The organism is Cupriavidus mimosae (assembly GCF_023952485.1).
Taxonomy (GTDB): domain Bacteria; phylum Pseudomonadota; class Gammaproteobacteria; order Burkholderiales; family Burkholderiaceae; genus Cupriavidus; species Cupriavidus taiwanensis_C.
The window spans coordinates 148,435-172,275 of the sequence record NZ_JALHRY010000008.1 but is presented as its reverse complement, the minus strand read 5'-3'; the positions used below and the strand labels follow the sequence as shown (position 1 = coordinate 172,275).

Annotated in this window: 23 protein-coding genes; 1 reads left to right on the top strand and 22 read right to left on the bottom strand. The window is 65.2% G+C overall.

Annotated features, from left to right (window positions below; all coding sequences use genetic code 11):
- Positions 1-25 precede the first annotated feature (25 nt).
- The 16 genes from MKD50_RS16785 to MKD50_RS16710 form a co-directional block, all read right to left on the bottom strand.
- Positions 26-466 (bottom strand): CoA-binding protein, encoded by a 441-nt coding sequence (locus MKD50_RS16785; RefSeq protein ID WP_252667807.1) that lies wholly within the window; start codon positions 464-466, stop codon positions 26-28.
- Between the two features lie 713 nt (positions 467-1,179).
- A complete protein-coding gene (locus tag MKD50_RS16780) occupies positions 1,180-1,596 on the bottom strand; it encodes a F0F1 ATP synthase subunit epsilon (RefSeq protein WP_010811262.1) in 417 nt (138 codons plus the stop codon).
- A 151-nt stretch (positions 1,597-1,747) separates the two neighbouring features.
- Positions 1,748-3,151, bottom strand: a complete 1,404-nt coding sequence (atpD, locus tag MKD50_RS16775; protein WP_115678922.1) for a F0F1 ATP synthase subunit beta — start codon at positions 3,149-3,151, stop codon at positions 1,748-1,750.
- A 33-nt stretch (positions 3,152-3,184) separates the two neighbouring features.
- The gene (gene atpG, locus MKD50_RS16770) at positions 3,185-4,060 is read right to left on the bottom strand and encodes a F0F1 ATP synthase subunit gamma (protein ID WP_092316767.1); all 876 of its coding nucleotides are present in this window, start codon (positions 4,058-4,060) and stop codon (positions 3,185-3,187) included.
- 74 nt (positions 4,061-4,134) lie between these two features.
- Positions 4,135-5,676, bottom strand: a complete 1,542-nt coding sequence (atpA, locus tag MKD50_RS16765; protein WP_018006200.1) for a F0F1 ATP synthase subunit alpha — start codon at positions 5,674-5,676, stop codon at positions 4,135-4,137.
- A gap of 38 nt (positions 5,677-5,714) precedes the next feature.
- A complete protein-coding gene (locus MKD50_RS16760) occupies positions 5,715-6,260 on the bottom strand; it encodes a F0F1 ATP synthase subunit delta (RefSeq protein WP_115705400.1) in 546 nt (181 codons plus the stop codon).
- Between the two features lie 2 nt (positions 6,261-6,262).
- Complete coding sequence (locus MKD50_RS16755; RefSeq protein WP_062795846.1) at positions 6,263-6,733, bottom strand: F0F1 ATP synthase subunit B; 471 nt, start codon at positions 6,731-6,733, stop codon at positions 6,263-6,265.
- A 99-nt stretch (positions 6,734-6,832) separates the two neighbouring features.
- On the bottom strand, positions 6,833-7,099 hold the full coding sequence (atpE, locus tag MKD50_RS16750; protein ID WP_011299478.1) for a F0F1 ATP synthase subunit C: 267 nt from the start codon (positions 7,097-7,099) through the stop codon (positions 6,833-6,835).
- Between the two features lie 70 nt (positions 7,100-7,169).
- Positions 7,170-8,036, bottom strand: coding sequence for a F0F1 ATP synthase subunit A (gene atpB, locus MKD50_RS16745; protein ID WP_115705402.1), 867 nt, complete (start codon positions 8,034-8,036; stop codon positions 7,170-7,172).
- Positions 8,037-8,278: 242 nt separating this feature from the next.
- Positions 8,279-8,785: an ATP synthase subunit I gene (locus MKD50_RS16740; RefSeq protein WP_012354284.1), complete on the bottom strand. Its 507-nt coding sequence runs from the start codon at positions 8,783-8,785 to the stop codon at positions 8,279-8,281.
- A 317-nt stretch (positions 8,786-9,102) separates the two neighbouring features.
- Positions 9,103-10,005 carry a ParB/RepB/Spo0J family partition protein gene (locus MKD50_RS16735; protein WP_240073088.1) on the bottom strand — a complete coding sequence of 301 codons (903 nt, stop codon included), beginning with the start codon at positions 10,003-10,005 and terminating at the stop codon, positions 9,103-9,105.
- Positions 10,006-10,021: 16 nt separating this feature from the next.
- Complete coding sequence (locus MKD50_RS16730; RefSeq protein ID WP_115705406.1) at positions 10,022-10,795, bottom strand: ParA family protein; 774 nt, start codon at positions 10,793-10,795, stop codon at positions 10,022-10,024.
- Between the two features lie 85 nt (positions 10,796-10,880).
- Positions 10,881-11,582, bottom strand: coding sequence for a 16S rRNA (guanine(527)-N(7))-methyltransferase RsmG (rsmG, locus tag MKD50_RS16725; RefSeq protein WP_252667805.1), 702 nt, complete (start codon positions 11,580-11,582; stop codon positions 10,881-10,883).
- A 23-nt stretch (positions 11,583-11,605) separates the two neighbouring features.
- The gene (gene mnmG, locus MKD50_RS16720) at positions 11,606-13,564 is read right to left on the bottom strand and encodes a tRNA uridine-5-carboxymethylaminomethyl(34) synthesis enzyme MnmG (protein WP_252667803.1); all 1,959 of its coding nucleotides are present in this window, start codon (positions 13,562-13,564) and stop codon (positions 11,606-11,608) included.
- A 211-nt stretch (positions 13,565-13,775) separates the two neighbouring features.
- The gene (locus MKD50_RS16715; RefSeq protein ID WP_252667801.1) at positions 13,776-14,648 is read right to left on the bottom strand and encodes an N-formylglutamate amidohydrolase; all 873 of its coding nucleotides are present in this window, start codon (positions 14,646-14,648) and stop codon (positions 13,776-13,778) included.
- A 3-nt stretch (positions 14,649-14,651) separates the two neighbouring features.
- Entirely contained in the window at positions 14,652-15,647 is a 996-nt protein-coding gene (locus MKD50_RS16710) for a Bug family tripartite tricarboxylate transporter substrate binding protein (protein ID WP_115705413.1), read from the bottom strand.
- 174 nt (positions 15,648-15,821) lie between these two features.
- Between MKD50_RS16710 and MKD50_RS16705 the strand changes: the two genes are divergently transcribed.
- Positions 15,822-16,757 carry a LysR substrate-binding domain-containing protein gene (locus MKD50_RS16705; protein WP_252667925.1) on the top strand — a complete coding sequence of 312 codons (936 nt, stop codon included), beginning with the start codon at positions 15,822-15,824 and terminating at the stop codon, positions 16,755-16,757.
- A 259-nt stretch (positions 16,758-17,016) separates the two neighbouring features.
- On the opposite strand, the gene MKD50_RS16700 is transcribed toward MKD50_RS16705, so the two are convergent.
- The 6 genes from MKD50_RS16700 to MKD50_RS16675 all read right to left on the bottom strand — a co-directional run bounded on the left by MKD50_RS16700 (position 17,017) and on the right by MKD50_RS16675 (position 23,800).
- Positions 17,017-17,760, bottom strand: coding sequence for an ABC transporter ATP-binding protein (locus MKD50_RS16700; protein ID WP_115678930.1), 744 nt, complete (start codon positions 17,758-17,760; stop codon positions 17,017-17,019).
- A 21-nt stretch (positions 17,761-17,781) separates the two neighbouring features.
- Positions 17,782-19,623: a branched-chain amino acid ABC transporter ATP-binding protein/permease gene (locus MKD50_RS16695; protein ID WP_252667798.1), complete on the bottom strand. Its 1,842-nt coding sequence runs from the start codon at positions 19,621-19,623 to the stop codon at positions 17,782-17,784.
- A 3-nt stretch (positions 19,624-19,626) separates the two neighbouring features.
- Positions 19,627-20,679, bottom strand: coding sequence for a branched-chain amino acid ABC transporter permease (locus MKD50_RS16690; RefSeq protein ID WP_115705419.1), 1,053 nt, complete (start codon positions 20,677-20,679; stop codon positions 19,627-19,629).
- Between the two features lie 282 nt (positions 20,680-20,961).
- Positions 20,962-22,110 carry an ABC transporter substrate-binding protein gene (locus MKD50_RS16685; protein WP_115705421.1) on the bottom strand — a complete coding sequence of 383 codons (1,149 nt, stop codon included), beginning with the start codon at positions 22,108-22,110 and terminating at the stop codon, positions 20,962-20,964.
- A 289-nt stretch (positions 22,111-22,399) separates the two neighbouring features.
- Positions 22,400-23,161, bottom strand: a complete 762-nt coding sequence (locus tag MKD50_RS16680; RefSeq protein WP_252667796.1) for a sulfite exporter TauE/SafE family protein — start codon at positions 23,159-23,161, stop codon at positions 22,400-22,402.
- 102 nt (positions 23,162-23,263) lie between these two features.
- Positions 23,264-23,800: a hypothetical protein gene (locus tag MKD50_RS16675; protein ID WP_252667794.1), complete on the bottom strand. Its 537-nt coding sequence runs from the start codon at positions 23,798-23,800 to the stop codon at positions 23,264-23,266.
- Positions 23,801-23,841: the final 41 nt, after the last annotated feature.

Sequence of the window (23,841 nt, the reverse complement as noted above, 5' to 3'; positions counted from 1 at the left end):
GAAGGGATAAAGGAAACGGCGGGAATCAGGCCCCGCCGAGCTGGCGCGTCAGCTCGATCTTGCTGCAACAGTCCTGCACCGCCAGCAGCCCGGCATCGGCGGCGCGACGCACCGCCTGGTCGTTGACGATGCCAAGCTGCAGCCAGACCCCGCGCGCCCCGATGGCGATGGCTTCGTCGACCACCCCGGGAGTTTCCTCGGCACGGCGGAAAATATCGACCCATTCGATCGGGGCGCCGGCCGCCGCGGCAGCATCGGCGGCTTCGCGCAGCGTGGCGTGGCAGGTCTCGCCCAGGATGCGTTCGCCGGCATGGCGCGGATTGACCGGCACGATGCGGAAGCCGTGGCCTTGCAGGAATTCGGCGACCTCATGGCTGGGCCGCTCCGGACGGTCGGACAGGCCGACCACGGCCACGGTCTTCATCGCCAGCATGGCTTGTATGGCTTGCTGCATCTCGGGCGGCATTGCGTCTCCGGGCTGTGGAGGTGGTTGACCAGATGACCGCCGGGCTGCATCGCTACGCGGCGGCAACTCCGGCGGCCAGTGAATCGTAACCGCAATTGTCACGCAGGATTTGGTGCGGTAGCGAACACTGAAATCACGCTTATAAAGATAATCCCGCAACACATGGCGGCGCAAAACGTGACGGCAAAGTGCGAAAATATGCCGATCACGCCGGATTTTAGGCGCTCCGGCTTTCAACTTCTTTCAAACCGATACATTTTGTTACTGCCATGCCGGGGAGTTTCCCCCACAATGCATTGACACACCCGCCGGGCGGGCGTGGCGCCCCGGTGAAAATGGCCGTGCAGACTAAAGGGGCGTGCTGAAGAAAGCCTTTTGTAGCGTTTCCGGCAGTAACCCGATTTTCCGATCCAGCGTAAAGCTTGCTGGACCGGAGCACCAGGAAGACCGTTGCAGCGCGTGGCCTTTGCGGCCTGGGTGCGGATATTTGGATATCCGATGCGCCTTGCTTGTCGACCTGGACCGAACCCGTTCCTTCGAATTGACCCCTCGAAGGGATTTTCCCGTCCGCGCGGAGCCTCCCCGGCCCGCGCGCTTTTTTTTGTCCAGGCGCGGCCAAAGCATATCGCTGCGCATACAAAAAAGGCAGCCTCGCGGCTGCCTTTTTTAAATGTCGCATCGAAAAAACAACAACGCGACGGGACTGCTGATTCTCACTTCTTACGACGCAGGCGGGCGATGGCAGCCAGCTGCGCAGCCGCCACCGCGAGTTCGCTCTGGGCACGTGCCAGGTCGAGATCGCTGCTCTGGTTCTGCATCAGCTCTTCGGCCGCGCGCTTGGCTTCCTGGGCCTTGGCTTCGTCCAGGTCGCCACCGCGGATCGCGGTGTCGGCCAGCACGGTGACGTGCTTGGGCTGCACTTCGAGAATGCCGCCGGCAACGAACACGAACTCTTCGCTGCCGTCTTCCTTCTCGATGCGCACCGCACCCGGCTGGATGCGCGTGATCAGCGGCGTGTGGCCAGGCAGGATGCCGAGCTCACCCGACTCGCCCGGCAGCGCCACGAACTTCGCCTGGCCGGAGAAGATCGACGCTTCCGCGCTGACGACGTCTACAAGAATGGTTGCCATATCTGATCCTTTCTCCAATCACTTCGCTTCCGACGGCAAAAACGCCTTGCGCGATTTACCGTCGCCCCCCGCGAACGCGGGGGCCCAGGGACTTTGGAACGACGTTCAAAGACGCTGGGTTCCCGCTTTCGCGGGAACGACGAAACGAGGCTTACTGGAGCTTCTTGGCCTTCTCGAAGGCTTCGTCGATCGAGCCGACCATGTAGAACGCCTGCTCGGGCAGGTGATCGCACTCGCCGTCGACCAGCATCTTGAAGCCGCGGATGGTTTCCTTCAGCGGCACGTACTTGCCCGGCGAACCCGTGAACACTTCGGCCACGTGGAACGGCTGCGACAGGAAACGCTGGATCTTACGGGCGCGGTTCACGGCCAGCTTGTCTTCCGGCGACAGTTCGTCCATGCCCAGAATCGCGATGATGTCGCGCAGTTCCTTGTAGCGCTGCAGGGTCTGCTGCACGCGGCGGGCCACTTCGTAGTGCTCCGTGCCGACAACCTGCGGGTCCAGCTGGCGCGAGGTCGAGTCCAGCGGATCCACGGCGGGGTAGATACCCAGCGCGGCGATGTCACGCGACAGCACCACGGTCGAGTCCAGGTGCAGGAAGGTGGTGGCAGGCGACGGGTCGGTCAAGTCATCCGCAGGCACGTACACGGCCTGGATCGACGTGATCGAGCCGGTCTTGGTCGAGGTGATGCGCTCTTGCAGCTTGCCCATTTCCTCGGCCAGCGTCGGCTGGTAACCCACTGCGGAAGGCATGCGGCCCAGCAGTGCCGACACTTCGGTACCGGCCAGCGTGTAGCGGTAGATGTTGTCGACGAAGAACAGGATGTCACGGCCTTCGTCGCGGAAGCGCTCGGCCATGGTCAGGCCGGTCAGCGCCACGCGCAGACGGTTGCCCGGCGGCTCGTTCATCTGGCCGAACACCATGGCCACCTTGTCGAGCACGTTCGAGTCCTTCATTTCGTGGTAGAAGTCGTTCCCTTCACGGGTACGCTCGCCCACGCCGGCGAACACCGACAGACCGCTGTGCTGCTTGGCGATGTTGTTGATGAGCTCCATCATGTTGACGGTCTTGCCCACGCCGGCGCCACCGAACAGGCCCACCTTGCCGCCCTTGGCGAACGGGCAGACCAAGTCGATCACCTTGATGCCGGTTTCGAGCAGGTCAACGGAAGGCGACAGTTCGTCGAACTTCGGTGCCTTCTGGTGAATCGCACGCAGTTCGTCCGAGGCGATCGGGCCGGCTTCGTCGATCGGGCGACCCAGCACGTCCATGATGCGGCCCAGGGTGCCGTGGCCAACCGGCACCGAAATCGGGGCGCCGGTGCTCTTCACCGACATGCCGCGGCGCAGGCCGTCCGACGAGCCCAGGGCAATGGTACGCACCACGCCGTCGCCCAGCTGTTGCTGGACTTCGAAGGTCAGGCCCTTCTCGGCGAACGAGGCATCGCCGGATTCTTCCAGCACGAGCGCGTCGTACACCTTCGGCATTGCGTCGCGGGGGAACTCGATGTCCACCACGGCGCCAATACACTGCACAATATTTCCGATACTCATTTCGTATCTCCGATAGCTTGAATTCGTGACGCCTTAGACCGCAGCTGCGCCGCTGACGATTTCCGACAGTTCCTTGGTGATCGCGGCCTGACGGGTCTTGTTGTAGACCAGTTGCAGTTCGCCGATCACGTTCTTGGCGTTGTCGGACGCAGCCTTCATGGCCACCATGCGCGCCGATTGCTCGGACGCCATGTTCTCGGCCACGGCCTGGTACACCAGCGCCTCGACGTAGCGGACCAGCAGCTCTTCCACGACGGTCTGGGCGTCAGGCTCGTAGATGTAGTCCCACGAGTAGGCGCGCTTCTCTTCTTCGGTCTGCGACAGCTTGTCGGCGGCGAGCGGCAGCAGCTGCTCAACCATCGGTTCCTGCTTCATCGTGTTGATGAACTTGGTGTACGCCACGTACACCGCGTCGACTTCACCATTGGTGAAGGCGTCGAGCTGGACCTTGATCGCGCCGATCAGCTTTTCCAGATGCGGGGTGTCACCGAGGTGCACCACGTGCGAAACCACCTTGGCGCCGATACGGCCCAGGAACTGCATGCCCTTGGTGCCGATGGCGGTGGCTTGCACATCAACGCCACGGCCTTGCAGGGCCTTCAGCTCATTGGTCACCGAGCGCAACACGTTCGTGTTCAGGCCGCCGCACAGCCCCTTGTCGGTCGTGACCACGATCATGCCGACGCGCTTGACTTCGCGCTCCTGCATGAACGGGTGCTTGAACTCGGGGTTGGCCGTAGCCAGATGCGCCGCAATGTTGCGCACCTTCTCGGCGTAAGGACGGGCGTTGCGCATCCGCTCCTGCGCCTTGCGCATCTTGGACGCGGCGACCATCTCCATCGCCTTGGTGATCTTGCGCGTGTTCTGCACGCTCTTGATCTTGGTTCGAATCTCTTTCGTTCCGGCCATATCTTCCTCTCCATCCGAACCATCGCCGCGCCGGCGTGAGCCAGGCGCGGCGACGATGTCGTGGAATTACGCGGTTAGAACGCGGCGGACTTCTTGAAATCCTCGACAGCGGCACGCAGGGCGGCTTCATCTTCCTTCGAGAGCTGCTTGGTCTCTTCGATGCGGTTGATGAGGTCGGCGTACTTGGTCTTCAGGTGGTCGTGCAGGCCCTTCTCGAACGGCAGGATGTCCTTCACTTCCACGTTGTCGAGGAAGCCGTTGTTGGCGGCGAACAGCGAAGCCGACAGCTGCCACACTTGCAGCGGCTGGTATTGCGGCTGCTTGAGCAGTTCGGTCACGCGGCGGCCGCGCTCGAGCTGCTTGCGGGTGGCATCGTCCAGGTCCGAGGCGAACTGCGCGAACGCAGCCAGTTCACGGTACTGGGCCAGGTCGGTACGGATACCGCCGGACAGGTTCTTCACCACCTTGGTCTGCGCAGCACCACCGACGCGCGACACCGAGATACCGGCGTTGATGGCGGGGCGGATACCGGCGTTGAACAGGTCGGTTTCCAGGAAGATCTGACCGTCCGTGATCGAGATCACGTTGGTCGGCACGAACGCGGACACGTCGCCGGCCTGCGTTTCGATCACCGGCAGCGCGGTCAGCGAACCGGTCTTGCCCTTGACGGCGCCGTTGGTGAACTTCTCGACGTAGTCGGCGTTCACGCGGGCGGCACGCTCCAGCAGGCGCGAGTGCAGGTAGAACACGTCGCCCGGGTAGGCTTCGCGGCCCGGCGGGCGGCGCAGCAGCAGCGACACCTGGCGATAGGCCCAGGCTTGCTTGGTCAGGTCGTCATAGACGATCAGCGCGTCTTCGCCGCGGTCGCGGAAGTACTCGCCCATGGTGCAGCCGGCGTAGGCAGCCAGGTACTGCATGGCGGCCGAGTCCGACGCAGCGGCGGCGACGACGACGGTGTATTCCATCGCGCCGTGCTCTTCGAGCTTGCGCACCACGTTGGCAATGGTCGAAGCCTTCTGGCCGATTGCCACGTACACGCAGAAGACGCCCTTGCCCTTCTGGTTGATGATGGCGTCGACGGCGACGGCGGTCTTGCCGGTCTGGCGGTCGCCAATGATCAGCTCACGCTGGCCACGGCCGATCGGCACCATCGCGTCGATCGACTTCAGGCCGGTCTGCACCGGCTGGCTCACCGACTGACGCGCGATCACGCCCGGGGCGACCTTCTCGATCACGTCCGTTTCCTTGGCGTTGATCGGGCCCTTGCCATCGATCGGCTGGCCCAGCGTGTTGACCACGCGGCCCAGCAGTTCCTTGCCCACCGGCACTTCCAGAATGCGGCCGGTGCACTTGACCGTGTCGCCTTCGGAAATGTGTTCGTACTCACCCAGCACCACGGCGCCGACCGAGTCGCGCTCGAGGTTCAGCGCGAGGCCGAAGGTGTTGCCGGGGAATTCCAGCATCTCGCCCTGCATCACGCCAGACAGGCCATGCACGCGGCAGATACCATCGGTCACGGAAATCACCGTGCCGGTGTTGCGCACTTCAGCTTCGGCGCCAAGGCCCGAGATGCGGGTCTTGATCAGCTCGCTGATTTCTGAGGGGTTCAGTTGCATCACAATGCTCCTAATTCTTCAATCCGCCGGACGGCCGCTCAGGCGGCGGTCAGCGCGGTTTGCATGGCTGCCAGGCGCGCACGCACGGAGGTGTCGAGCACTTCGTCGCCAACCTTGACGCTGACGCCGCCGATCAGGGACGGGTCCACCGCCACCTGCGCGTACAGCTTGCGGCCGAACTTGCGTTCGAGTGCGGCGACGAGGTCGTTCAGCTGACCATCTTCCAGCGGGAAAGCGCTGGTGATCTCAACGTCGGACGAGCCTTCGCGGGCGTTCTTGAGCGCATGGAACTGTTCGGCGATGTCAGGCATCACCGACAGGCGGTTGTTGTCCACCAGCAGTTGCACGAAGCGGCGCGCTTCGTCGCTGACCGGGGACTTCAGCACCGACAGGAACAGTTCGGCCAGCTTGGCGCCGGGAACGTTCGGATCGTCGGCGACCGCCTTCATGTCGGGATTGGCGGCAACCTGCCCCATTTCCGACACCAGCTCGGACCATGCACCCAGGTTGCCTGCGCTCGATTCACTGGCGACGCGGAACAGCGCCTCAGCGTAGGGACGGGCAATGGTTGCGGTTTCAGCCATGATTAGAGCTCAGCCTTGAGTTGATTGAGCAGGTCGTTGTGGACCTGCGCGTTCACTTCACGCTTGAGGATCTGCTCGGCACCCTTGACGGCCAGCACGGCGACCTGGTCGCGCAGTTCTTCGCGCGCGCGGGTAACCTGCTGCTCGGCTTCGGCCTTGGCCTGGGCAATGATGCGTGCGGCTTCTGCCTGGGCGTTCTGCTTGATCTCGTCGGCCGTCAGCTGGGCGCGCTTCTCGGCGTCAGCGACACGTTGAGCGCCTTCAGTGCGGGCTTCGGCCATGGCCTGGTCCACACGCTTGTTGGCGAGTTCGAGCTCGGCCTTGCCCTTCTCGGCAGCGGCGAGGCCATCGGCGATCTTCTTTGCGCGTTCGTCGAGCGCCTTCACCAGCGGCGGCCAAATGAATTTGGCAACAACCCACCACAGGATGAAGAACACGACCATCTGCGCAAAAAACGTTGCGTTCAGATTCATGGTGTGTTCCTTTCGGTAATCAAACTACAGATAAATGCACAAAAGGCGGCCAGGCTGGTGGCCCGCGCCGCCCGTCAGCATCATGCAGACCGAAAAGAATTACTGGATGACAGCCAGCAGCGGGTTGGCAAACGCGAACAGCATTGCAACACCCACGCCGATCAGGAATGCCGCGTCGATCAGGCCGGCCAGCAGGAACATCTTGGTTTGCAGCGGGTTCATCAGCTCGGGCTGACGTGCGCAGGCTTCGATGTACTTGCCACCCATCAGGGCGATGCCCAGGCAGGCGCCGATAGCGCCCAGGCCGATGATGATGCCGATACCGATGGCGGTCAGACCCTGGATGTTGGCGAGAAATGCTTGCATGATGACTCCTTTAATTTAGAGAGACTTAGAACCAAAAAACCAAAAAACCAAAAACCGGAAACTTCAGCGATCAGTGGTGATCGTGAGCCTGGCCGATGTACACCAGCGTCAGCATCATGAAAATGAAGGCCTGGAGCAGGACGATCAGGATGTGGAAGATCGCCCAGACCGCACCGGCCACGACATGGCCGACAAAGCCCAGCGCCGACAGGTCCGCGCTGAACGTCCAGATGGAACCCAGCAGCGCGATCAGCAGGAACACCAGTTCGCCGGCGTACATGTTGCCGAACAACCGCATGCCCAGCGACACGGCCTTGGCCAGGAATTCGATGATGTTCAGGACCAGGTTGAACGGGGCCAGGTACCACTTGGCGCCGAACGGGGCCGAGAACAGCTCGTGCATGAAGCCGCCCGCGCCCTTGATCTTGAAGCTGTAGTAGATCATCAGCACCAGCACGGCGCACGACATGCCCAGCGTGCCGTTCAGGTCGGCCGTGGCAACCGCGCGGTGGTGCGGGATATGGATGTGGAAGATCTCGAGGACCTTGTTCAGGCCGGTGACCCAGTCGACCGGGATCAGGTCGATCGCGTTCATCATGGTGATCCAGCAGAACACCATCAGCGCCAGCGGGGCGATCCACGAACGGTCGCCGTGGATGATGCCCTTGGCCTGGTCGTCGACCATCTCGACGATCATCTCGACGAAGGCCTGGAAGCGGCCCGGCACGCCCGCGGTGACGCGGCGCGCGGCGGCATACAGGAACAGCAAGGCGATGGCGCCGCACAGCACCGACCAGAACACCGTGTCATAGTTGATCACGGAGAAATCGACCACCGACGCCTGCTTGCCGCCGACCGAGTTCAAGTTCTGCAAGTGTTCGGCGATATAGCCGGAGGGTGTCAGCACGTGTTCCGCGCTTTGGGTAGCTTCTGCCATTGTCGAATCGAACGGTATATTGCGAAATCTTAGGGCCGCGCGCCGCTGTTCTGTGCAGCGCCCGGTACGCGTCTTGCATTGCCTTCGGCGGATTCGCCGGTCACCGCGATGCAAGCGGGTTTCCAACCTTGGCCGTGTCCGGTGTCAGCGCCATGAAATCCGCCGCAACCGTCACGGAAACTCTTGATATTCCGTCTTGGTGCCACCACTTGCAAAGGAAGCACCGATTTCAGGCAGCGGTCCTAGCGCAAGGCCAGGGCCACCACCCAGTATGTCTTCAGCGCCAGCAGGAACGTGACCAGCATCGGCACCCAGCGCAGATCGCGGTACAGCACCACGACCAGCACCAGCAGCGCCACCGTGGCAAAGACCTTGATCGCCTCGCCCAACACCAGTCCGCCCACCGAAGCGCGATCGCGCGCCAGCCACAGGCGGAAGGCGAAGAACCCGCTCGGCACGAAACACACCATGCCGCCGAACAGCGCCGACCATCCATATGGCCCCGGCTCTTTCGCAAACAGCGCCCAGCACAGTGCCGACAGCAGGGAAACCGCCACCTGCGCCAGGACAACCTTGCCCGGGGTCATGCGCGAAGGACGCAGCGCGCGCTCGCCAAACAGCGTCACCGCCTCGGCATGTGACAGCGGATCGACAGCCTCTTCCTCACGGTCCGCGCCTTCTTTCCAGTCGTCCCAGTCATCTTCCTGACGGGACCCGGCGCCTCGTTGCTGACGATCTCGAACCACCACCTGCCTGCCTTATCCGGGCCGGAACTTTTCGGCCCGACCAGAATTCAAACCGCACGATTTTAAGGGGAACTACTGATTCGCGTCAATCTGCTTACATTTACCTTGCAGTGCGTTGCGCACAACGGTTGCCATCACGATTGCATGATGGCTGCGCTAAAATTGCGCGGCAATGATGTTTGACGTAATTGGATTGCGCGGTGAACCCTGCGCATGATGGGGGATTACCGGTCAGGCACAAGGTATACCGCGGATCGTCCCGGCCAGTGCTGCGTGCGCGCAACAGTCGCCGCAGCAATGGCCGTTAATCGCGCAGTAAATCAGGCAGCCTGCTGCCCTTCGCGCGATTCACGCAGGCGCGTCAGCACTCCTTCGAGCGCATCGTTGTTGCTGAAGTGGATCGTCAGCTGGCCCTTGCCGCGTGCCGACAGCTTGATCTGCACCGCCAGCCCGAGCGCGTCCGACAACTCCTCTTCCAGCCGCGCCACGTCGCGCACGTTATTGGCGCCCTTCTGCTTTAGCGACTTCAGGTCGAACGGCTTGAGCGTCGAGGCCACCAGCTTTTCGGTCTCGCGCACCGAGAGCCGCTTGTTGACGATCTGGTTGGCCAGCGTGATCTGGTTGGCGCCGTCCACCGCCAGCAGCGCGCGCGCGTGGCCCATGTCCAGGTCGCCCGCCATCAGCATGGTCTGCACCGGCGCGGCCAGGTTCAGCAGGCGCAGCAGGTTCGACACCGCACTGCGCGAGCGGCCCACCGACTCGGCCGCCTGCTCGTGCGTGAAGCTGAACTCGCGGATCAGCCGCATGATGCCCTGCGCTTCTTCCAGCGGATTCAGGTCTTCGCGCTGGATGTTCTCGATCAGCGCCATCGCCGCCGCGGCTTCGTCGGCCACGTCCTTGACCAGCACCGGCACCTTGTCCAGCCCGGCCAGCCTCGATGCGCGGAAGCGCCGCTCGCCGGCAATGATCTCGTAGCGGTCGGGCTCGGCCACGCGCCGCACCAGGATCGGTTGCATCAGCCCCTGCGCGCGGATGCTCGCGGCCAGCTCCTGCAGCGCACCCTCGTCCATGCGCGTGCGCGGCTGGTACTTGCCCGGCTGCAGCTGGTTCAGGTTCAGCACGGTGGGCGCGCCCTCCTGCTTGACCGACTCGACGATTTCAGCGGGCCCACCCAACAGCGCTTCCAGGCCGCGGCCCAGGCCCTTCTTCTTTGCAGTGCTCATGCTCTTGCCCTCTCCTTCAGCCCAGCTGCCGGACCCGCGCGATCATCTCGGCGCCGAAGTCCAGGTACGCCTTGGCGCCCTTCGACGACGGATCGAACGCCACGCCCGGCATGCCGTAGGACGGTGCCTCGGCCAGCCGCACATTGCGCGGAATCAGCGTCTTGAAAACCTTGTCACCGAAGTGCGATTCCAGTTGCGCCGACACCTGCTGCTGCAACGTCACGCGCGGGTCGAACATCACGCGCAGCAGGCCGATCACCTGCAGGTCGCGGTTCAGGTTGGCGTGCACCTGCTTGATGGTGTTGACCAGGTCCGACAGCCCTTCCAGCGCAAAGTACTCGCACTGCATCGGCACGATCACGCCGTGCGCCGCGCACAGGCCATTCAGCGTCAGCAGCGACAGCGACGGCGGGCAATCGATCAGCACGAAGTCATAGTCGCCGTCGACCTCTGCGATGGCCTGGCGCAGCCGGCGCTCGCGCTGGTCCAGTTCGACCAGCTCCACTTCCGCACCGGCCAGTTCGCGGTTGGCCGGCAGCACGTCGTACTTGCCGGTTTCGGAGCGCTGGCGCGCCTGCGGGATGCCGGCCAGGCCGACCAGCACCTGGTACACGCTGGTTTCCAGCGCCTGCTTGTCGATGCCGGAGCCCATCGAGGCATTGCCCTGCGGGTCCAGGTCGACCAGCAGCACGCGCTGGCCCTGCGCCGCCAGGCCAGCGGCAAGGTTCACCGTGGTGGTGGTCTTGCCTACCCCGCCCTTCTGGTTTGCGATCACGAATACCTTGGCCATAAGCTCCTGCGGCTCCTGCTTCAAATCATCCGGCCAGCACGCGGCTGGCAGTTCGCGGCGCGCTTGCGCGGCACCGCGGCGTAGGTCATGCGGCGGTGCCCGCGCGGCGCGACAGTACCACCAGGTGGCGCTCCGCCTCCAGCCCGGGCACGGTCAGCCGCGGCACGGCGTCGACCTGCCATTGCGTCATCAGTCCGGCGGCTTCCATGCGGTCCAGCTCGGCCTGCGGATACACGCCCTTCATCGCGATCAGCTTGCCGCGCGGCGCAAGCAGCTGGCCCGACAGGCTGACGAAATCCGTCAGCTCGGCAAACGCGCGCGAGGTGATCACGGCAAAGCCGTCGGCATCGTCCAGCTTCTCCACCGGGCCCCAATGCGCGGCGGCATTGGACAAGCCCAGCTGGGCGCGGCACTGCGTCAGGAAAGCGGTCTTCTTCTGCACGATGTCGACCATCAGCACCGATACATCCGGACAGGCAATGGCCAGCGGCAGGCCCGGCATGCCGCCACCCGAGCCCACATCGAGCACCCTGCCCCGCGCCGGCGTATCGACTTCGGCGGCACGGGCGGCTTCGGCCAGCGCCGGGACCGCGGCGAGCGAATCCAGCAGGTGATGCGTAAGCATCTCGTCGGGATGGCGGATGGCGGTCAGGTTGTAGACGCCATTCCATTTGCGCAGCAGCGCCAGGTACGCGAACAGCGTGTCGATCCGGGCCGGCGCCAAGGCCAGCCCGATCTCGGCCAGGCCCGCTTCAAGGCGACGACGCTGCGTGGCGTCGTCGGTCATGGTGGGTCGCGGTGCGGGCACTCTCAGGCAGCCTCTTCACCGTTGCCGGACGATGCGCCGGCGTCCGCACGGCCGCGCCCCAGCCCCTTCTTCTTCAGGTGTACCAACAGCAGCGAGACCGCCGCCGGCGTCACACCCGAGATGCGCGATGCCTGGCCCAGCGTTTCCGGGCGATGCTGGTTTAGTTTCTGACTGACCTCAAAACCCAGCCCGCGCACTTCGGTGTAATCCAACCCTTCCGGCAGCCGCGTCGATTCGTTGGCTTCCAGCTTGTCGACTTCAGCCGCCTGGCGGGCGATATAGCCGTGGTACTTGATGCCGATTTCAATCTGCTCGCGGATCTGCGCCGCCAGCATCGGCTCGGCATCCAGCGGGGCCTCGGGCGCGTGGCGACCGCCCTGCAGGGCCATCAGCGCTTCGTAGCTGACTTCCGGACGTCGTAGCAGGTCGGCCAGGCTGTACTCGCGTTCGATCGGCTTGCCCAGCAGCGGCACCGCCTCGTCGGCCGGCAGCATCGCCGGGTTCACCCACGTGCTCTTCAGGCGTTCTGTTTCACGTGAAACAGCGTCGCGCTTGCGGTTGAACGCATCCCAGCGGGCATCGTCGACCACGCCCAGTTCGCGGCCAACCTCGGTCAGCCGCATGTCGGCGTTGTCTTCCCGCAGACTCAGGCGGAATTCTGCCCGGCTGGTGAACATGCGATACGGCTCGGTCACGCCGCGCGTGATCAAGTCATCGACCAGCACGCCCAGGTAGGCTTGGTCGCGGCGCGGCGTCCACGCATCGCGCTCGCGCACGTAGCAACCGGCGTTGATACCGGCCAGCAGGCCCTGCGCCGCGGCTTCTTCATAGCCGGTCGTGCCATTGATCTGGCCGGCGAAGAACAGGCCCCGGATCGCCTTGCTCTCCAGCGATGCCTTCAGGCCGCGCGGATCGAAGTAGTCGTATTCGATCGCGTAGCCAGGACGCAGGATATGGGCGTTCTCCAGGCCGCGGATCGAGTGCACCAGTTCCAGCTGCACGTCGAATGGCAGGCTGGTCGAGATCCCGTTGGGATAGAACTCGTTGGTGGTCAGGCCTTCTGGCTCCAGGAAGATCTGATGGCTTTCCTTGCTGGCAAAGCGATGGATCTTGTCCTCGATGCTGGGGCAGTAACGCGGCCCTACCCCCTCGATCACGCCGGTGTACATCGGCGAGCGGTCCAGCCCGCCGCGGATGATGTCATGGGTGCGGCTGTTGGTATGGGTGATCCAGCACGGCAGTTGCCGCGGGTGCTGTTCGGGCCGGCCCAGGAAGGAGAAGACGGGCACGGGATCGAGGTCGCCTGGCTGCTCTTCCATCACCGAAAAATCGATGGTGCGCCCGTCGATGCGCGGCGGCGTGCCGGTCTTCAGGCGGCCTTGCGGCAGCTTCAGGTCCTTCAGGCGTGCTGACAGCGACACCGCAGCCGGATCGCCGGCGCGGCCCCCGGTGTAGTTATCCAGGCCCACGTGGATCTTGCCGTCGAGGAAGGTACCGGCGGTCAGCACGACCGCGCGCGCACGGAAGGCGATGCCGACCTGCGTCATGGCACCGACGACGCGGTCACCCTCCACCATCAGGTCGTCCACGGCCTGCTGGAACAGCATCAGGTTCGGCTGATTCTCCAGCCGCGTGCGGATCGCCTTGCGGTACAACACCCGATCCGCCTGGGCGCGCGTGGCACGCACGGCCGGCCCCTTGCTGGAATTCAGGATGCGAAATTGGATGCCGGCCTCGTCCGTGGCCGCCGCCATGGCACCGCCCATGGCGTCCACCTCCTTGACCAGGTGCCCCTTGCCGATGCCCCCGATCGACGGGTTGCAGCTCATCTGCCCAAGCGTCTCGATGTTATGGGTCAGCAGCAGCGTCTGGCAGCCCATGCGGGCCGCGGCAAGGGCGGCTTCAGTGCCGGCATGGCCACCGCCGACGACGATGACATCGAATTCTTTCGGGTAAAGCATGGGACACCTCCTCCGGGAGGCTGGCGGGAAAATTCGGGAATGCGAAATTATAGCGGCATTCGAGTTATCGCTTTCCGGCGGACACCATGTTTCACGTGAAACATGGCGCTTACGGTACGCGGTCAGTCGCCTGGAAACGACGTTGTGTTTCACGTGAAACAAAAAGGCCGGGCACAAGGCCCGGCCAGATGTTTCACGTGGGACAAACGCCTCAGAGCTGTGAGCGGATATAGGCCGCCACTTCCTCGGTCAGCTTACCAAGGTCGCGTTGCAGCGGAGCGAAACCGGCATTGCGCTCGCGAGTCGTCTCATCCATGTACAGCGGCCGCCGGATCTCGATCTGCAGGCTGTTGCGCTGCTCCGCCGGACGCCCGATCTGCGCGATCAACTGCACGCCCTTGTAGGGATCGTTGCGCGCGACGGTGTAGCCCATGCCGCGCAGTTCCCGCTCGACCAGGTCCACCAAGCCCGGCTCGCAGGTCGTGCCATCGCGATCGCCCAGCACAAAGTCCGCCAGCGGATGCGGACTGTCGATCTTCAGGCGCTCGTAGGCGTTGTTCGGCATGGAGTGCAGGTTCAGGTGCCAGAGCGCGCCAAAGCGCGCGTAAGCGCCCTCCACGGCCTCCTCCAGCGCCTCATGGTAGGGACGATAGTAGCGTTCGATGCGGGCCTGCACTTCCGCGACCGACAGCCGCCGGTCATAGATCGGCGTGGCCGCGTCGATCCGACTCCAGATCAGGCCGTAGCCCAGTTGCGTCTTCGGCCCCGGGGCCAGCGGCGTCGGCCAGGCACCGTCGAGCTGGGCCGGGTCGATGTCATCCGCCATCCGGTTCGGATCGATATAGACGCGTGGGAACGTCGCCGCCAGCAGCGTGCCGCCAGCAGCGGGCACGGCCTGCCACAGCGCTTCCACATGCGTATCCTCACCGCCGCGCAGCCACGCGGCGGGCACCGCGGCGCCAAAATCCGCCGGGTAAGTGGTACCGCTATGCGGCGAGTCGCACACCAGCGGCAGGGCCTCCCCTTGCGGCAGGCGCACGATCACCGGCGGCAGCGCGGCCGCCTGCTTGCTTGCTTCCGCCATGCCTTAGTCCAGCTTGATCTCGGCAGCCTTGGCGACGCGGGCGTAGCGCGCCATGGCCTGCTGGATCTGTGCCTTGAACTGTTCCGGCGTGGTCGGCACCAGGGTGCCGCCGGACTCTTCCACCTTGCGCTTGAACTCGGGGTTCTGCATGGCCTTATGGATCGCCTGGTTCAGCCTGGCGACGATGGCGGGCGGCGTATTGGCGGGCGCGACAATGCCGAACCAGCCGCCCTCACCCATGTCCTTGAAGCCCAATTCGGCGTAGGTCGGCACGTTGGGCAGCTGCGCGGAGCGGGCAGCGCCCAGCACCGCCAGCGCGCGCAGCCGGCCGGCCTTCACGTGCGGCAGCGTCGACGACAGGTTGTCGGTGATGGCGTTCACCTGCCCTGCCACGGCGTCGTTCAGCGCCAGCCCGGCGCCCTTGTAGGGCACGTGCAGCAGGTCGATCTTGGCCAGCATCATGAAGTTCTCGATGTTGACGTGGCCCAGCGAGCCGGCTCCAGGCGAGGCGAAGCTGTACTTGCCGGGGTTGGCCTTTGCGAGGGCGATGAACTCCTGCATGGTCTTGGCCGGCACGCTCGGGTGCACCGCGAACACGCTGGGGATCGCCACTACGTTGGTAACCGGGGCAAAGTCCCTGATCGGGTCGTACTTGAGCTTGGGATAGACGGCAGGATTGGAGCCATGCGTGCTGACCGTGGCCATGCCGATGGTGTAGCCGTCCGGCGTGGCACTGGCGACCTGCTCCATGCCCAGCGAACCACCGGCGCCGCCCTTGTTTTCCACGACGATCGACTGCCCCAGCTCACGGCCGGCAAACTCGGCCACCAGGCGCGCCGACAGGTCGGTGGAGCCGCCGGCGGCAAATGGCACGATCAGACGGATCGGGCGGGTCGGGTAGTTGGCCTGCGCCAGTGCGCTGCCGGCAAAGACCAGCGTGGCGGTGGCGGCGGTGCCAGTAAGCAGCAGCTGGCGGCGGGACATCCGGGCTCGGATCATGGGGTTTCTCCTGTTGGTGTTTTGTGCATGAACCGGGCGAGTGTCAGCCGTTTACCGGCCGGGCGCAAACGACTATATTGCACCTTTGCATTACCAAAGATCATCCTTGCGCCGGGGGCGGCAAACCGCCCCCCCCGCCCTCCCGCCCTCCCCGCCCTCCCCCTTTCCTCCGCCATGCGGTTGCATTCCCCTTCGATGTCCGAGTTGCACGCCTTCGCCACTGCGGCGCGGCTGGGCAGCTTCACGCGCGCGGCGGAGGAACTGTGCGTGACACAGGGTGCGATCAGCCGCGCCATCGCGCGGCTGGAAGAGCATTTCGGCCAGCCGCTGCTGCAACGCAATGCGCACCGGCTGGGACTGACCGACGCTGGCCGGCAACTGCTCGATGCCGTGGCCGAGCCGCTCGCCGCCATCGAACACGCCAGTGCGGCCCTGCGTGCCGGCGACCGCCGGCACCATCTGACCCTGTCGGTGGTGCCGACCCTCGCCAGCGTCTGGCTGGTGCCGCGCCTGCCGGATTTCCACCGCCGCCATCCGGAAATCCGCCTGGATTTCGTCCCCTACCAGCGTGACGAAGACTTGTCCGGGCCCACCCCCGACGCCGCCATCCTGGCCGGTGAAGCCGGCAAATGGCCTGGCCTGCAGGCCGACTACGTGGTCGGTCGAGAAATGGTGCCGGTCTGCCACCCGGATCGCGCGCGCGCCCGGCGTGAGGCCGGCCGCTGGCAGTCTCCGGCCGAGTTGCTGGACGAGCCCCTGCTCTACCACACCACCGCGCCGGCGAACTGGCAAAACTGGCTGCAGGCCGCCGGCGTACCCAACGCTGCGCCCCGGTTATCCACAGCGTTCGACCAGGTCTCGATCCTGATCCAGGCGGTGCGTGCCGACATGGGCGTGGCCGTGCTGCAGCGCTGCCTGGTGCGCGAGGAAATTGCGGCGGGACGCGTGGTGGCGCCGTTTGACCTGCCGATTACGCTGCAACGCGGCTATTTTCTGTGCGCGCCCAGGGAGCGGCGCGATCATGCAGCGTTGAATTGCTTTCGCGCATGGCTGCTGGAAACTGCAAGCGCGGATACGGCCAGGGAAAACGCCAAATTATTCAGCGTATGACTAGAGTGACGGCGGGCAGTAACGTCACCATCCATCACACGAATGTTGATCGCCGCGATATCAGCACTATGGATGTTTTATTCGGATTGATTTGCAGCTTCATCCATCCCGCGAATGGAAATAGGCATGGATGCCTATTGTCCCTAGCTGCAAGGTGAATGCCCCCGTGAAATCTGGTTATCCCCAAAGTTATTCACAATAGCAATAACAAAGGGCCCGCTAATGCGGGCCCCCATTCCTGCGGCGAACACAACGGCTCTTAAGCCGCTTTCTTTGCCAGTCCAAGGTAGGTTTCAATCACCTTGGGGTTCGCCGCCAGTTCATCGGCCGGCCCTTCCATCGCCATGTCGCCAGTCTCGATGACGTAACCGTAGTCCGCCACCTGCAGCGCCGCGCGCGCGTTCTGCTCGATCAGCAGCGTGGCCACGCCGGTCTGGCGCAGGTTGCTGATGATGTGGAAGATCTCCTTGACGATCAGCGGGGCCAGGCCGAGGCTGGGCTCGTCCAGCATCAGCAATTGCGGCTTGGCCATCAGCGCGCGGCCCACCGCCAGCATCTGGCGCTCGCCACCGGAGAGCGTGCCGGCGTCCTGGCGCGCGCGCTCGCGCAGGCGCGGGAACAGGTCGTAGACTACGTCCATCTGGTCCAGGTAATGCTTGTCGCCGGCGCGCTTGCGGCGGAAGGCGCCCAGCTGCAGGTTGTCCTCCACCGTCATCGAGGCGAACAGCTCGCGCTTTTCCGGCACCAGGCACATGCCGCGCGCGACCCGCCCTTCCACCGGGATGCCGGCCATGTCATGGCCCAGGTAGCTGACCGTGCCGCTGGACGACCCCGTCACCGGCAGCGCGCCCATGATGGCATTGAGCATGGTCGACTTGCCGGCGCCATTGGGGCCGATCACGGTGACGATGCGGCCGGCCTCGACCTTCAGGTTGGCGCCGTGCACTGCTTCCACCTTGCCGTAGCGGACGTGGAGGTCCTTCACTTCCAGAATGAGGCTCATGTCGCTTTCTCTGTCGCTCCGTTACTCCACGCCGCCCAAGTAGGCTTCCAGCACCGCCGGGTTCTTCTGCACCTCCTCGGGCACGCCCTCGGCGATGCGCGAGCCGAATTCCATCACCACCAGCCGGTCGGTCAGGTTCATCACGAAGTCCATGTCGTGCTCGACCAGCAGCACGCTCATGCCTTCGCCGCGCAGCTTGCGCAGCAGTTCGGCCAGCGCCTGCTTTTCCTTGTAGCGCAGGCCCGCGGCAGGCTCGTCGAGCAGCAGCAGGGCCGGGTCGCAGCACAACGCGCGCGCGATTTCCAGGATGCGCTGCTGCCCCAGCGCCAGGCTGCCGGCTTCCATGTACATGCAGTCGGCCAGGCCGACGCGCTCCAGCTGGCGCTTCGCCTCGAACAGCAGCTTTTCTTCCTCGACCTTGTTCATGCGCAGGATCGCGGCGCAGACGCCGCCCTGCGAGCGGAAGTCGCCGCGCAGGTGCGCGCCGATGGCGACGTTCTCGAGCACAGTCATGGTCGGCAGCAGGTGCACGTGCTGGAAGGTGCGGCCGATGCCGCGCTTGACGATCTCTCGCGACGGCAGGCCCGAGATCACTTCGCCGCGGTAGCGCACCTCGCCGCCGGACACCGGCAGCACGCCGGTCACCAGGTTGAAAGTAGTGGACTTGCCCGCGCCGTTGGGTCCGATCAGGCCGATGATTTCGCCGGCGCGCACCTGGAAGCTGACATCGTTGACCGCGACCAGCCCGCCGAACTGCTTGCGCGCGGCACGCACGTCCAGGATCAGCTCGCCCGTCTCGGGCTTGTGGCGCACCGCCAGCCCCGCGGCCTGACCCGGCGCCAGCACCGGCGGTCCGGCCGGCACCAGGCGCCGCAGGAACGGCCAGATGCCATCGCGCGCGTACTGCAGCAGCAGCACCAGCAGCACGCCGAAGACGATGATCTCGAAGTTGCCATTGGCGCCGAGCAGCTTGGGCAGCACGCCCTGCAGCACGTCTTTCAGGATGGTCAGGATGCCCGCACCCAATACTGCGCCCCACACGTGGCCGACGCCGCCGACCACGGCCATGAACAGGTATTCGATGCCATAGTTCAGGCCGAACGGCGTCGGGTTCACCGCGCGCTGCAGGTGTGCGTACAGGAAGCCCGACACGCATGCGAGGATCGCCGCCACCACGAAGATCACCACCTTCATCCACGCGGTGTTCACGCCCATGGCCTCGGCCATCACGCCGCCGCCCTTGAGCGCGCGGATGGCGCGACCCGGGCGCGAGTTCAGCAGGTTCTGCATCGCCAGCACCGCCAGCAGCACCACCGCCCAGATCAGGTAGAACATCGAGCGCCCGGACTGCAGCTCGATGCCGAAGAACGACAGCACCGGGATGCCGTTGAGCCCGTCATACTTGCCCAGGAACTCCAGGTTGCCGAACAGGAAGAACAGCGACAGGCCCCAGGCGATGGTCGCCAGCGGCAAGTAATGCCCGGACATGCGCATCGTGATCAGCCCGATCACATAGGCCGACGCCATCGTGATCACCAGCCCCACCAGCAGCCCGAACCATGGCGACAGCCCGAACTGCGTGGTCAGGTAAGCGGTGCTGTACGCGCCCAGGCCCACGAACGCCGCCTGCCCGAACGAGGTCATGCCGCCCACGCCGGTGAGCAGCACCAGCCCGATCGCGACGATGCTGTAGAGCCCGATGTAGTTGCCCAGCGTGATCCAGAACTCCGGCGTCGGCAGCACCGGCAGCAGCGCCAGCACCACGATCAGCGCCAGCACCAGCACCCGGTTGCGGTTCAGCCGCGCACGGCTGCCGGCTTCGGCACCAGCGATGCCGGCCTGCTTGTCGGTCAGCATGGTCATGGCTTATTCCTCCTCCTCGACATGCTTGCTCGTCAGCGAGCGCCACAGCAGCACCGGAATGATCAGTGTGAAGACGATGACCTCCTTGAACGCGCTGGCCCAGAAGGACGAATACGATTCCAGCAGGCCCACCAGCAGCGCGCCCAGCGCCGCCACCGGATAGCTCACCAGCCCGCCGACGATGGCGCCGACAAAGCCCTTCAGGCCCACCAGGAAGCCCGACTCGTAGTACACCGTGGTCAGCGGCGCGATCAGGATGCCGCACAGCGCTCCCATCGCCGCCGCCAGCGTGAACGACAGGCGCCCCGCCTGCGTGGTGCCGATGCCGACCAGGCGCGCGCCCAGCCGGTTTACCGCGGTCGCGCGCAGCGCCTTGCCCTGCAGCGTGCGCTCAAAATAAAAGTACAGCGCACCGATCAGCAATGCCGACACCGCCACCACCCACAGGCTCTGGCCGGAGATGCTTAGCGCGCCGACCTCGAAGCGCGCATCCGAGAACGGATTGGTGCGCGAGCCCTCGGCGCCGAACATCACCAGCCCCAGCCCCACCAGCGCGAAGTGCACCCCCACCGAGACGATCAGCAGCACCAGCGTGCTGGCCTCGGCCAGCGGCTGGTAGGCCAGCCGGTACAGCATCGGCCCCAGCGGGATGATGATCAGCAGCGTCAGCGCGACCTGCGCCAGCATCGGCAGCGGCTGCGCGCCATACTGCTGCACCACCCAGTGCACCGCCAGCGGGAACACCAGGTACTTGCCGGCCAGCACCGCCAGCCGTTGGCCCAGTGTGCGCCGCAGCTCGGCGCTGCGCAGCACGGTGACGGTCTCGTAGAGAAAGGTCAGCGCACCCATCGCCAGCAGCAGCCAGCTGGTTTGCGGCGCGTGCCCGGCCTGCATCGCCGCCAGCGTCAACGCGCCATAGGCAACGAATTCGCCCTGCGGAATGAAGATGACGCGGGTCACCGAGAACACCAGCACCAGCGCCAGCGCCAGCAACGCGTAGATCGCGCCCGAGGTGATGCCGTCCTGCGCCAGGATGGCGGCGATAGATAGGTCCATTGTCTCCCCGTCTTGTTGGAAAACCTGCCGGCATCGAACGGGATCAGCGGGGCGCCGACGGGCCGACAGGTGGTGCGCGCTTTGGGTTACGAAATAGTAAACGGGTTGCGCAATGCGGAAATACAGAGCAACCCTAGGTTGGCGCGCAGCCGCCCTGCCGGCACCAGAAAAAAGGGCGCATGGTCAGCCATGCGCCCTGCTTTGCTGCGAATCCGGCAGGCCGTGCCGGCCGGCTCCGGACGCCGGGGTCGGCCGCTTATTTCAACCGCTTATTTCAGCGGTTCATTTCAGCAATTTCCACTTGCCATCGACGATCTGCACCATCACCCGCGCGCGCTGGTCGAAGCCGAGGTGGTCGGTGGCGCTCATGTTCATGATGCCGTGCGACACCGGCAGGTTTTTGGTCTGCTCCATGGCATCGCGCAGTGCCTTGCGGAACTCCTTGGTGCCCGGCTGGCCCTTCTTCAGCGCTTCCGGGATGGCGTGCTGCAGGATCAGGCCCGCATCCCAGGCGTGGCCACCGAAGGTCGAGACCTGTCCGCCGAAGGCCTTCTCATAGGCGGTCTTGTAGGTCAGCGCCGGCTTCTTCACCGGATTGCTGTCGGGCAGCTGCTCGGCCACCAACAGCGGGCCGGCGGGCAGGAAGGTGCCTTCGCAGTCCTTGCCGCACACGCGCAGGAAGTCGGCATTGGCGACGCCGTGGGTCTGGTAGATCTTGCCCTTGTAGCCGCGCTCCTTGAGCGTCTTTGCCGGCAGCGCCGCGGGCGTGCCCGAGCCGGCGATCAGCACCGCGTCGGCATTGGCGCCCATCATCTTCAGCACCTGCCCTGTGACCGAGGTATCAGTGCGGGCGAAGCGCTCGTTGGCGACCACCTTGATCTTGCGCAGCTCGGCGACCTTGGCGAATTCCTGCGCCCAGCTATCGCCATAGGCATCCGCGAAGCCGATGAATGCCACCGTCTTCACGTTGTTGTTGCTCATGTGCTCGGCAATGGCGGTGGCCATGTGCGAGTCGTTCTGCGGGGTCTTGAAGATCCAGGCGCGCTTGGCATCCATCGGCTCGATGATGCGGGCCGAGGCCGCCATGGTGATCATCGGGGTCTCGTTCTCGGCCACCACGTCGACCATCGCCAGCGAATTGGGCGTGACGGTCGAGCCGACCATCACGTCGACCTTGTCTTCGCTGATCAGCTTGCGCGTGTTCTTGACCGCCGTGGTCGTGTCCGAGGCATCGTCCAGCACGATGTACTCGATCTTCTTGCCCGCGATCTCCTTGGGCATCAGCGTGAAGGTGTTCTTTTCCGGAATGCCCAGCGATGCCGCCGGACCGGTGGCCGACACCGTCACCCCGACCTTGACCTGCGCCTGGGCGGCCCCGGCAACCAGGCTGGCCGCAGCGATTGCCAGCAGGCTGGCGCGCTTGAAATCCATCTTGTCTCCTTCGGTTCCTGAAACGGAAAGGCATCCGTCCGGCGTCCGCCGGCGGATGCCCCTTTTTTTGGACGACCCCTCGGGTCAACGCAGGCACAGCGCCGGCACCTGCGCTACAACCAGGAACGACACCGGGCCGCTCCCCATTTCCCGTCCACGCCACTCCCCCGGAAAGGCGCTTCGGCGATTCACCGACCGTGCGGTCGGGAATGCGGATCGAGTCTATCACAGCGCCCTGGCGCGAACAGCGAGGATTAACCCGCATCGCGCGCCCAGCCTGGCTTTGCCGTCAGCGGATGAAGGCGTCCCAGGCGGTCTTCAGGATCAGCGCGCTGACCACCACGATGAATACCTTGCGCACGAAGGCACTGCCATGGCGCAGCGCCAGCTTGCTGCCCACCTGGCTGCCGGCGACGTTGGCCACCGCCATCACCAGGCCCAGCTGCCACCAGATATGGCCCTTGCTGGCGAGCAGCAGCAGCGCCGCCAGGTTGGTGGCCAGGTTGACCAGCTTGGTCGACGCCGCGGCGTGCAGGAAGTCATAGCCGAACACCCGCACGAACACGATCATCAGGAAGCTGCCGGTGCCCGGCCCGAACACGCCGTCATAGAAGCCCAGCACGGCACCGGCCAGCAGCGCCGCGCCGCGTTCGCCCCAGCCGCTCAGCGTGGGCGCGTGCTCGGCACCCAGGTCCTTCTTGGCAACGGTGTAGACCAGCAGCGCCACCAGCACGAACGGCAGCGCCTTGCGCAGCGGCTCGGCCGGAATCATGGTCAGCGCCCAGGCACCGGCCATCGAGCACGCAAAGGCTGCCACCACCGCCGGCGCGGTGGCGCCCCAGTAGATGCGCACGCTGCGGCCGTAGCGCAGTGCCGCGCTGGCGGTGCCGGCGATCGAACCGACCTTGTTGGTGCCAAGCAGCGTCGCCGGTGCCAGGTTGGGATAGGCCGAGAACAGCGCCGGGATCTGGACCAGCCCGCCGCCGCCGGCGACCGCGTCGATCAGGCCGGCAAGAAAGGCGGCAACCGTCAGGAATGCGAATTCCGTCATTGCAGGAAAGCGAAAAGGGGAAAAGGAAAGGAGGAAGGCCAGGATCGGCCGGTACCCGAGGCGCCGGCGCAAACCGGCACACACACGACCGGCGAAAGCGGATCAGCCCAGTACCTTGGCCGCCGGCACCAGGCTGCCGTGCCACATGCCGTTGCCGTGCAGACCGAAGCCGGGCGGCGCGCCGCCGTGGCCGGCCACCAGCCCGGGCGCCATCAGCGCATGGCGGATGCCGTGCGCGCGGCCCCACTCGGCCAGCGTGGCGCAGCAGGCTTCGAGGCAGGCGCGGCGAGTGGCCGCGTCCAGCTCCGGCCGTACCCACCACTCGCTGGCGCAGGCCGCAAGGCCCGCCAGCTCGAGGCTGGGCAGCAAGACCACCGGGAGGCAGGCGAGCAGGCCGCCGCCGTCCTGCGCGTCGCTGGCCAGCAGGCAGATGCCGCGCCCGGACTGGGCCAGCAGTTCGCCCAGCATCAGCTGCCGCGCGCGCGCGTCGGGCACGGGCAAGGGCTGGATCCGGTCCAGCCAGTCCGACACCAGGGCAGCGTCGGCGCCCTGCCCCAGGCGTACCTGGACCTGCGGCGCGACATGGCCGCCCACGCGCGGGACAGTTGGGGATGGATCAGGGGGAACAGAGGCGGACATGGGCGGGCAGCAAGGAGCGCCCGCATTGTCGCATGCGTGGG